Origin of the sequence: Rhodococcus sp. T2V (genome assembly GCF_029269925.1) — a bacterium.
Taxonomy (GTDB): Bacteria; Actinomycetota; Actinomycetes; order Mycobacteriales; family Mycobacteriaceae; genus Rhodococcus_F; species Rhodococcus_F koreensis.
This window is the reverse complement of sequence record NZ_JARJBD010000165.1, coordinates 1-10620: the sequence shown is the minus strand read 5'-3', so window position 1 is coordinate 10620 and position 10620 is coordinate 1. Positions and strand designations below refer to the sequence as shown.

Genomic DNA, 10620 nt, shown 5'->3' with positions numbered 1-10620 from the left:
ACGTACCCACCGGGACCGGCTCCGAGGACAACGACGTCATAGTGTGAGGTCACGGGTACTGATCCTGCCGCTCTACGTGTTGGGTTCAGCTCTATGTGAGAGCTTCGGAGGACTGTGATTTGCGTCCGTGCGGCATCAGCAGCGTCGCAACGAGTCCGATCACCGCCAAGGCAGCCGCGAGAATATAGACGGCGGTGAATCCACTGCCTCCGTAGATCGGCGAGCCGTTGACGACCGTGGCGACGTTGAGCGCGAGGATCGCGAATCCGATCTGTACTGCGATGGCACTTCCGAGGGACCCGACGACGTTGACGGTGCTCGCTGTCACCGCCTGGAGGCGGACCGGGGTGGCCGCGATTACGAGGTTAGGGATTGCGGCGCTGATCAGTCCGCCGCCGAAGGCGTAGACCAGATAGCCGAGGAGAATCGGAGTGAACTCGGTGTGGCTGAGGGCGAGTGCCAATGATCCGACGGCCATCAGGCAGAAGCCGATCCAGTTCGGCAGGCGCGCTCCGCGCCGTTCGGCGAGATATCCCACGAGGAACCCCATCAGAACGGATGCGAAACCGGCGGGTGTGGTGATCCGAGCCATGAAACTTGCATCTTCGCCGAGTCCGTAGGTGAGACCAAGCGAAATGGGGGTCTGCACGATGAAGGACAGCAGCACGAACTGCAGTGCGATCACCGCTTGACCGGTGAACTGGGTGATCAACGTGGTGACAACAGGACGCCCACGGAGGACCGAAAGGTCGATGAGCGGATTTGCCGACCGCTTAGCCTGCTGAATCCAGATCGCGAAAGTGGCGATCGCCAACGCCGCGCACAGCAGGGTCTTCCATGATGTCCAGCCCCAGGTGCCGCCTTCGCCGATACCGAACAGCAGTATCGCCACGGTGAGACCGAGCAGAAGGCCTCCGGTCCAGTCGATCTGGGTGCGCACACGTACCGGTGATTCGGGCACGACGAGCAGGACCAGCGCACCGATCAGGACCGGGAAAACTGCGAGCGCGAAGAACACGCCTCGGTAACCGAAGTTGTCGATGAGAAGGCCGGCGAAGATGGGGCCGGTGATGGTGGTGACGCCGATGCCTGCCGTGGCCAGGCTGACGGCAACGGCCAGCATGCGTTTCGGGAAGATGTCGCGCATTAGGGAGTACACGATGGGGACGATTGCGAGACCGAATCCCTCGACCGCACGGCCAACGAGCACGAGTGGGAACGTCGGAGCAAGCGCGACGATCAAGGATCCCACCGCCATGCATCCGGTGGTGATCAACAGCCACTTCTTCTTGCCGTCCCGGTCGGCCAGCTTGCCGACGAGGGGCGCGCTGATCGCGCCGGTCAGGGTGAACAGTGTGGAAACCCAGGCGATGTACGGAGTCTGGAAGGTTGCGGCCATATTCGGCAGCGCTGGTGTGACCAGGTTGAACGCGTAGGCGACTTCTTCGGACAGAAGTACCAGGATCAGGAGAACGCCAATCCACCCGGCGGTGGACTTTTGGCTCACTCCTTCGGGGGGCAAGGTGGGGTCTTCATCGAGCGTCGGGTGCGAGGCACCGTCCGTGGGCGTAGCGGTCATCTTGCTTCCTGCATTTCTCTGACGGGAAGGTGGAACGCTGATGCGCTACGCGGCCGGGGAGACCGCGTGCGCTTTGAGAGGAGTCAGCGTCACTCCAAGCTTGTGATGTGAGGCACAGTAAAGTGGAGCGATCAATTCTGTCAAGTGATCCACTGTAGGGAGTCGTCTGTGCTCGGGTGAGACGCGGAAGGGGCGTGAACGCCGAATGTCGCGACTGCTTTGCAGGGCGGAGCATGCACACCCCCTCAGATTGCTCGCCCGCGGGGTGCGGGTATCAGGCGCTGGAGCGACCGAAAACGGAGCCTTCGCTAGGGTCGGCTACCCCGCATGAGAGTCTCCAGACCGCCCGCGACGAAATCGACCAGCACATCGAACTTCGAGTCCGAGAGCGCGCGCGATTTCTCGCTACTGGCGTCAGACCAGCGCGCAGCCATCACGATGAGGGTGTTCACCGTCAAAGACCAGTTCAGGTCGATGCTGTCATCGTCCACGTCCGGATACGCCCGCTCGAGAATTTGGCGGAGTAACTTCGCGGTGTCGTCCTCGACGGGGAATAGGCGCGGGTCGTTCGCGAGGCTCAATTGCCCGCAGATGGTCAGCCAGCGCACACCCTTGTCCGGTTCCTCGACCAGGTATTTCCGGTACGGAATCGCAAGCAGGTTGACGATCTGCCCCGCGTCGGGAATCTCCTCCGACTCGACCATGTCTTTGGTGAGGGTGTGAATGTGGGACAGCACGCCCGATCCGGCGTCGAGTAGGACTGCGTCGAGGATCGCGTCCTTGGATCCGAAGTGATAGTGCGCTGATGCGGCGCCGAGGCCGGCCTCTGCGTTGATCGCGCGAATGGAGACCTTCTCGACGCCCTCCGCGGCAAAGAGCTTGGTGGCGGCGTCGATGAGGGCGCGGCGGGTCGCGGCGCCGTCTCGGGGGCTGGATCGAGGCACAATTCCACCTTTCCTTGTTCGTTGTCGTGATCATATCGTGTGATCCACTTGGATAAGTTTCCGCATTTCAAGCGGTGTTTTGTGCGTCCGTCGCGAGCGGGAGTCAGTAACATTTTTTAGTGGCGCACTTGATTGAAGCACTCGATCCACTTACTGTAGTCTGTGACAGCTGACACAGCTACCTATTCGCGTTCACGTCGCCACATCTCGGTGTCCCACGGGCACCGATCACGAACCATGAAGGAGGCCACGATGGCATCGCCGCACAGCGAGCATCGGCCCGACAGCTCCGAGTCACCGACGGTGAGTGCGGAACTGATGCTGGACATGTTCACCGTTATCGCTCGTGCACGTGCCCTGGAGGACGCGGTTTCGGTACATATTCGCGATCACGGATTCGCGGGATTCTGGCACCCGGGTAAGGGGCAGGAGGGTGCTGTGGCGGGTGCTGTGGCCGCCATGGCACCCGACGATTACCTGTTCTACCAGGGCAGGGGTGCAACCTGGCCGCTCGCCAAGGGTATGGGCCTGGCCCCGATCATCGGCGATCTCCTCGGCAAGGCGACAGGGTCGACCGGCGGTAAGGGCGCCGGCGTACCCCACTGGGCCGATCCGGCTCTCGGCATCATGGGTGAAGGTGCCACTCTCGGGTCGGTGTACCCGGTTGCCGCCGGCGCCGCGCTTTCCGCGCAGATGCGGGGTACCGAACAGGTCGCTCTAGCCGACTTCGGGGATGGCACCGCGGCACGCGGCACGTTCCACGAAAGTCTCCTCGAGGCCGCTCGTTGGAAGCTTCCGCTCGTCTACTTCTGCGAGAACAACGGCATCTCCGTGTCCACCACCTTCGAATCCGTGAGTCCGACCAAAACGATCGCGGAGCGTGCATCGGCATATGGCATTCCGGGGGTCCGCGTGGACGGACACGACGCCGTCGAGGTCTACCTCGCAGTGAAAAACGCAATCGACCGGGCCCGCGCAGGGCAGGGCCCGTCCCTCATCGAAGCAGTGGTCACCCGAGTCGGCGGCCACTGGGAAGGCGACGCGCAGAAGTATCGCCCAGCCGACTTCCTCGCCACCTACAACGACCCTCTGGAGGTCATGCGGAAGCGCATCGACTCCGCAACCGCAGACCGAATCATCGACGCAGCAAAGACCGAAGTAGCGCAGGCACTCATCGAGGCCGAAGCCGCCCCGCTGCCCGACCCCTCTGTCATCCTCAAGGACGTGTTCGCATGACCATCGCTACCCACACACAAGGCACCTCGATCTTGAGCTACGAGGCCGCCCAGGGTGCAGCCATCGCCGAGGAGATGCGCCGTGATCCGTCGGTCTTTCTCATGGGCCAGGACATCGCTTCGGGCGGATTCTTCGGTGGCACTCGTGGACTCGTAGAGGAATTCGGGCTCAGCCGGATCCGCAACACCGGTATCACCGAGGCGTTCATGGTCGGTGCGGCCGCCGGTGCGGCCATGACCGGTATGCGGCCGATCGTGCAGCTCGGGTTCGCGGACTTCAGCCTCATCGCAGGCGACGAGATCTTCCAGAAACTCGGCAAATGGCGCCACATGCACGGCGGCCAGTTCGAGCTGCCCGCAGTGATCATCATGCCGATCGGACCTAGCGGCGGCGCCGGCCCGGAGCACTCGGGCTCGATGGAAATGCTGCCCATGCACTTTCCCGGGCTCAAGGCCGTGGTGCCATCGAATCCGGCAAACGCCAAGGCACTCCTCAAAGCTGCGATCCGTGACCCCAACCCGGTGTTGTACTACCCGAGTAAGCAACTCAACTTCAAGCGCGGGGAGGTCGTCGACGACCCCGACTATGTGCTGCCGCTGGGCAAGGCATCCATCGCACGCGCGGGCACGACCATCAGCGTGATCAGCTACGGCTGCATGGTTCCACGCGCCCTCGAAGCAGCGACCGTGCTCGCCTCCGAGGGAATTGAACTCGAGATCGTCGACCTGCAGACGCTGGTTCCGCTCGACCGTGACGCCATTGCCAATTCGGTCGTCAAGACCGGACGAGCGATGATCGTGCACGAAGCCCCGCGAACCGCGGGCCCCGGCGCCGAAATCGCCGCACTGATCCAGGAGCGATGCTTCTACTGGCTCGAGGCACCTATCGCTCGCCTGGGGTCCGTCGACGCTCCGATTCCCGCGAGCCGATTCCTCGAGGATCACTGCTTCCCGAGTGTCTCCGACATCGTCGAAACAGCCCGCCACCTAGTCCGTGACTGACAAATCGAACCACGAGGACCTTCTCATCATGCTCGAACTAACCGATGTTCACATGCCGCACATGGGCTCCGTGGAGTTCGCACTCTTGACCGAATGGCTGATCAAGCCGGGCGAAAAGGTGCAGGAAGGCGATGCCTTGTGTGAGGTGTCGACCGACAAGGTCGACACCGAGGTCGAATCGCCCCGGTCCGGAATCTTGATCAGCTACATCGCTGCAGTTGACCAGGAAGTCCCGGTCGGTGATGTCATCGCCCGCTTCGCTCCGGACGACAGCGATCCCGAGCAGGTCGCGCGGGCCATTGCCGACGCGAGCGGAGAGCCTATCTCTTCAGGTACTCCGAACACCGGCGACCACCACACCACCGCACCGTCACCGGCATCCGGGAGCTCATCCCCCGCTGCGGTAGCGCCGGCTCCGACACCGGCCATTTCTGCGGTCGAGGAATCGGCACCGCCAACCGACTCACTCGTCCTTGCCGCATCGTGGATCACGCACGTCAACCGGCCTCCTGCGGGGGCACGTCGCCGCTCGGCGGACTCTCCGGCAGCGGAGCACACCGGTGAGCTCGCAAGCAAGAGCGGATTCCTGCAGACGCAGCAGGGTTCGCCCGCGATTCCGCCGGGATACGAGAACGTCGCGCACACCGCGAGCGAACACACCCGGCTTCGGCGGGCGATCGCCAAAAACCTCACCGAGTCCTGGAATACAGCACCCCAGTTGACGGCCCAGGTCGATGTCGATTTCACCGCTGTTTCGGTGGCACGCGCGAAGATCAACCGTGACCGGACTGCGCGCGGTGAAAGCAAGCTCAGCTACCTGCCCTTCATCTCGGTCGCCCTCTGCCGTGCGATTGCCGCGCATCCCGTTGTCAACTCCACGTTCACGGAGACACATCTTCTCCAGTGGCAGACGGTGAATCTGGGCATCGCGGTGGACACCGCGGACGGTCTGCTGGTCCCGGTCATCCGCGATGCGCAGCAGTTGTCGCTTGCGGGCTTCGCAGACGCGCTCGTGACCGCAAGCCAGGCGGTGACGAGCGGCACCGGGAAGCCGGAGGACCTCGCCGGCGGGACGATCACGATCAGCAATTCCGGGAGCGTCGGCGGGGTGGTCTCGACTCCGATCCTCACCAAGCCTCAGGTGGCATCACTCGGGGTACCGGCCATCGTCCGGACACCGGTCGCGCGGCGAAGTGCTGACGGCGCATCCGAGCTGCTCACGATCCGTCCGATTGCCCGCCTCGGGCTGACCTTCGATCACCGCGCGCTCGATGGCGCCGAAGCGCTGCGCACTCTCATCGACGTGCAGCAGGCACTCGAAAACTGGTCCGCGGAGAACTGATGACGCACGCTGACGGCGGCAGGGAAGGACGAACGATGAAGGCGGCAGTTCTTCGCCGAGGAGCCATTGTGTACACCGAGGTTGCCGCACCGGCAGCCGGGCCCGGACAGCTGTTGGTCGCGCCGGTCGCGGCCGGTGTCTGCGGGAGCGATCTGTCGGCGTGGCAGCACACCGATGACTTCCTTGCCGCTCATCGCGAGGCGGACGTGCCGGGCGAGTTGTTCGACCCGTGCGAAGATGTGGTGTTCGGGCACGAATTCAGCGCGCGCGTCCTCGAACTCGGCGAAGGTGTCACCGACTACCAGGTGGATGACCTGATCGTGGCGCTGCCGTGGGTCATTACAGCTGACGGGGCGCCCCATACCGTCGGCTACTGCGATTCCTCACCTGGAGCGCTCGCGGAGGCGAGCGTCCTGCAGGCGGGCGGGCACTTGAAAATCCCGGAGGGTATCGATCCGGTCACCGCTGCGGTGACCGAACCCCTCGCTACGGGGGTCAACGCCGTGCAGCGGTCGGGGATCACGGCCGAATCAGCTGCCGTCGTCACGGGATGTGGACCGGTCGGACTGGGCGCGATTATCGAGCTTTCCGCCCGGGGTGTGCACCCCATCGTTGCCTCGGACCCGTCGGGGAAGCGCCGAGAACTCGCGCTGGCCTATGGCGCCGACGTTGCTGTGAACCCGCTCGAGACGGATCCGATGAGCGTTCTCGCCAAGAAGTCCGCCTCATCGGCGCAGACTTTCGTGTTCGAGGCCTCCGGTGCTCGAGGCATCCTCCGAGAGCTGATGACTACCGCACCGAAGTACTCCCGGATCATGATCGTCGGTTCCGCGATGCGCCCTGAGACGATTCGACCGGTCACGGGCATCCTGAGAAACATTTCGCTCGAGTTCGTGGGTGGCCCCGGACGCGACGAGATCACATATGGGGCGTTCGAGCGGACCTTCGATCACCTGATCAACCAGCGATTCGATCCTTCCCTGATGGTCACCGGCTATGCCAGCCTCGACGCCGTCGACGATGTCTTCGCGGCCCTTCGACCCAGTGATGGCAGAACGATCGACCACGTGAAGATCCTTGTGCGCAACGACCTTCCCGTAGGTACGGGCATCGTTCCCACCGGCTGAAAACTCTCCCCTCCAACTCATATCGAGGAAATAATGAATCAAGTCGACGAGATCGCGCGATCGGCGCCGTTCAATCTGTCCCTCGTGCGGGCGAAGCTCGAGGAACTCTTCGAACTGGACTCGGCGGACGAACTCGGCGTTCGTCTTCTCGCCGGTGGAAGGTCGAATCTCACGTTCGAACTCACCGGCTCGGACCGCAAATGGATTCTGCGACGTCCGCCGATCGGACACCGGCTCGAAACTGCGCACGACATGGGCCGCGAGGTCGCCGTCCAGCGCGCGCTGGCGAACAGTCCCGTTCCTGTCCCGCGAATCGTGTTCGCAGACGACGACGCTGACCACGCCGGCGGCACCTACTACGTGATGGACAAGATCGAGGGGGAGGTGCTACGGACCGACACTGACTTCGCCCAGGTCGACTCGACACAGCGGCAGCCCTTGTCGTTCGCATACATCGACTGCCTCTCGGCGTTGCACACCCGGGACCACACTGCGCTGGGTCTGGGAACATTCGGCCGTCCGGCCGGATTCCTCGACCGGCAGGTGCGCCGCTGGACGAAGCAGCTCACGGCATCGAAATCCAGGGAGCTCCCACTCCTGGAGCGGCTCGGACGACAACTGGGCGAGCAGGTGCCGGCATCGCCGCAATCGGCGATTGTTCATGGTGATTTCCGATTCGACAACATGATCGCGCAGGTCGCCGATCAGCCTCGCATCGCCGCGGTTCTCGACTGGGAGATGTCAACGATCGGCGATCCGTTGACCGACCTCGGTCTGGTGCATCTGTTCTGGTCCGGGTGGGAGGGCATCGACAACCCGATCGCCGGAACCCCTTCCACACACGCTGGATACCCCTCCTTCGACGAACTCGTCGAGCGATACGCCAGTACGACCGGATTCGACGTCAGCGAACTGGGCTGGTACTCGAGCTTTGCGTTCTACAAGATGGCCGTCATCCTGGAAGGCATCCACTTGCGATTCGTCAACGGCGAGACCGTAGGCGACGGCTTCGAGAACATCGGCACGATGGTCCAGCCTCTGGCCGAACGTGGTGTCGCGGCGCTGCCCTGACGGGTCCAGGCGCCGTCGAAAACCTGAGCCGCGTGACGTAGGCCGAGAACCCAAAACCAAGGACTGACATGGATTTCACCTTCGACCCGACAACCACCCAGTTGTGTGACCGGGTCTCCACATTCATGGACGACTTCGTCTTCCCCGCCGAAAAGCACTTCCATGACAACCCCGCTGCGGGCGACCTGCAGTGGGAACGCCCCGCGATCATGGCGGACCTCAAGAAGGAAGCCAAGGCGCAGGGGTTGTGGAATCTGTTTCTCCCACACGATCCCCGCGGCGCAGGGCTGTCGAACCTTCAGTACGCGCCTATCGCGGAATTGACCGGCTGGAGCCCCGAAGTGGCGCCGGAAGCATTCAATTGCAATCCACCCGACACCGGGAACATGGAACTTCTCAGCCTGTTCGGGACGGAAGTGCAACAACAACAGTGGCTCGACCCGCTTCTCGACGGCTCCATCCGGTCCGCCTATTGCATGACCGAGCCGGACGTCTCGTCGTCTGATCCGTCGAACCTGACAACCACGATCGCCGATGACGGCGACCACTGGGTCGTCAACGGTCGCAAGTGGTGGTCGACCGGGGCGATGAGCAGTGATTGCAGGCTTTTGGTCGTCATGGGGGTATCGGACCCGGGCGCGGACTCACGGTCTCGCCACAGTCTCGTGCTCGTCCCGCGCGAAACTCCAGGCGTGACGTTCGAACGGGGTCTGTCCATTTTTGGCTTCACTCACGGAGCACACGGCGGGCATGCGGAGGTGCGGTTCGACAACGTGCGAGTGCCCAAAGCGAACCTGCTCGGCGAACGCGGTCGCGGACAGGCACTGGCGCAGGCTCGGCTCGGACCCGGTCGCATTCACCATTGCATGCGAATGATCGGCATGGCCGAGCGTGCGATCGAGCTGATGTGCCGCCGAGCCGACAAACGGACAGCGTTCGGCAAGCGGCTCGCCGATCAGGGCATCATCCAGCACTGGATTGCCGAATCACGAGTGAAAATCGATCAACTCCGACTCTTCGTGCTGCGGACCGCGTGGCTGATCGACACCGTCGGTGCACGGGAAGCGCGGTCCGAGATCTCGGCGATCAAGGTTGCCGCACCCGACGCCGTCAGCTGGGTTCTTGACAAGGCGATCCAGGTTCACGGTGCCGGTGGCATGACACAGGACCACCCCCTCGCGATGCTCTGGGCTCAGACCCGAACGATGCGCTTCATCGATGGCGCCGACGAAGTCCACCGGATGGTGCTTGCCACCCGGGAACTGCGCAAGCACGCCACCCCGTCCACTGAGCGTTCCTGACCCCCCGAGGCGATTCGCCTTGGTAGATCTGGGCGCCCATGCCATCGCAGCCGCCCAGCCGCCTGATCCAGGCAAAGAGAAGAACAGAGAGCAGGAGAAAGTAATGTTGAAGATCGCAGATTCTGCCGCCGTGGTCACCGGAGCCGCCTCGGGTCTCGGCGCCGCCACCGCCAAGCGTCTCGCCGGCGTCGGCGCCACCGTGTACGGACTCGACCTGCAGCAGTCGATCGAGCGCGCGGGCGATAACGTCCCCGATGGTGTGATCCTCCTCGCGACCGACGTCACCAGCGGTGACGAGGTTCAGTCCGCGATCGAGAAGATCGTGGAATCGGTTGTGCCGCTGCGAATCGTCGTCAACTGCGCCGGTGTCGGCTGGGCGAACCGGATCCTCTCGAAGAAGGGTCCGCACGACCTGCAGTTGTTCCGCACCGTCATCACCGTGAACCTGCTCGGCACGTTCAACGTGATGCGTCTCGCCGCCGACGCGATCTCCAAAACGAACACGGTCGACGAGTCCGGGCAGCGTGGCGTCGTCATCAACACCGCATCCGTCGCCGCGTTCGAGGGCCAGGTCGGCCAGATCGCGTATTCGGCGTCGAAGGGTGGCGTGCACGGGATGACGGTCCCCGCCGCCCGCGACCTCGCGCAGTTCGGGATCCGCGTGAACACCATCGCCCCTGGAATCGTCGACACTCCGATGCTTGCCGGAGTCACCGACGAGTACCGCCAGGGTCTCGAGGCCGGTGTCCCGTTCCCCTCGCGGCTGGCCCAGCCCGCCGAGTACGCGAAACTCGCTCAGATGATCATCGAACACGACTATCTCAACGGTGAGACCATCCGGATGGACGGTGCCCTCCGCATGGCACCTCGATAGCCCGTTAACGAGGTGCAGGAATGAAATCGGAACACTATTTCCCCGAGGCGAACGGTCGGAAGTTGCTCCGCCTCGAGGCTCGGAACGCGCAGACTCCGATCGAACGCAAACCGAACTGGATCAAGACGAGAGCAAAGATGGGCCC

At 63.4% G+C, this 10620-nt stretch carries 9 protein-coding genes; 7 read left to right on the top strand and 2 right to left on the bottom strand.

The annotated features are described in order from the left end of the window. Positions 1-91: 91 nt before the first annotated feature. Positions 92-1579, bottom strand: a complete 1488-nt coding sequence (locus P3H15_RS51345; protein ID WP_276144378.1) for an MFS transporter — start codon at positions 1577-1579, stop codon at positions 92-94. A 308-nt stretch (positions 1580-1887) separates the two neighbouring features. Beyond that, positions 1888-2523: a TetR/AcrR family transcriptional regulator gene (locus tag P3H15_RS51340; RefSeq protein ID WP_219460553.1), complete on the bottom strand. Its 636-nt coding sequence runs from the start codon at positions 2521-2523 to the stop codon at positions 1888-1890. Between the two features lie 252 nt (positions 2524-2775). On the opposite strand from P3H15_RS51340, the gene P3H15_RS51335 reads away from it, so the two are divergent. The 7 genes from P3H15_RS51335 to P3H15_RS51305 all read left to right on the top strand — a co-directional run bounded on the left by P3H15_RS51335 (position 2776) and on the right by P3H15_RS51305 (position 10475). Next, the gene (locus P3H15_RS51335) at positions 2776-3759 is read left to right on the top strand and encodes a thiamine pyrophosphate-dependent dehydrogenase E1 component subunit alpha (protein ID WP_276144377.1); all 984 of its coding nucleotides are present in this window, start codon (positions 2776-2778) and stop codon (positions 3757-3759) included. Further along, complete coding sequence (locus P3H15_RS51330; RefSeq protein ID WP_276144376.1) at positions 3756-4760, top strand: alpha-ketoacid dehydrogenase subunit beta; 1005 nt, start codon at positions 3756-3758, stop codon at positions 4758-4760. The genes P3H15_RS51335 and P3H15_RS51330 overlap by 4 nt, the downstream gene beginning before the upstream one ends. A gap of 28 nt (positions 4761-4788) precedes the next feature. Continuing rightward, on the top strand, positions 4789-6102 hold the full coding sequence (locus tag P3H15_RS51325) for a dihydrolipoamide acetyltransferase family protein (protein WP_276144375.1): 1314 nt from the start codon (positions 4789-4791) through the stop codon (positions 6100-6102). Then, positions 6102-7229 (top strand): zinc-binding dehydrogenase, encoded by a 1128-nt coding sequence (locus P3H15_RS51320; RefSeq protein ID WP_276144374.1) that lies wholly within the window; start codon positions 6102-6104, stop codon positions 7227-7229. The genes P3H15_RS51325 and P3H15_RS51320 overlap by 1 nt, the downstream gene beginning before the upstream one ends. Positions 7230-7262: 33 nt before the next feature. Beyond that, positions 7263-8300 carry a phosphotransferase family protein gene (locus P3H15_RS51315; protein WP_276144373.1) on the top strand — a complete coding sequence of 346 codons (1038 nt, stop codon included), beginning with the start codon at positions 7263-7265 and terminating at the stop codon, positions 8298-8300. 68 nt (positions 8301-8368) lie between these two features. Continuing rightward, positions 8369-9601 carry an acyl-CoA dehydrogenase family protein gene (locus P3H15_RS51310; protein WP_276144372.1) on the top strand — a complete coding sequence of 411 codons (1233 nt, stop codon included), beginning with the start codon at positions 8369-8371 and terminating at the stop codon, positions 9599-9601. 106 nt (positions 9602-9707) lie between these two features. Next, a complete protein-coding gene (locus P3H15_RS51305) occupies positions 9708-10475 on the top strand; it encodes an SDR family NAD(P)-dependent oxidoreductase (protein ID WP_276144379.1) in 768 nt (255 codons plus the stop codon). Positions 10476-10620: the final 145 nt, after the last annotated feature.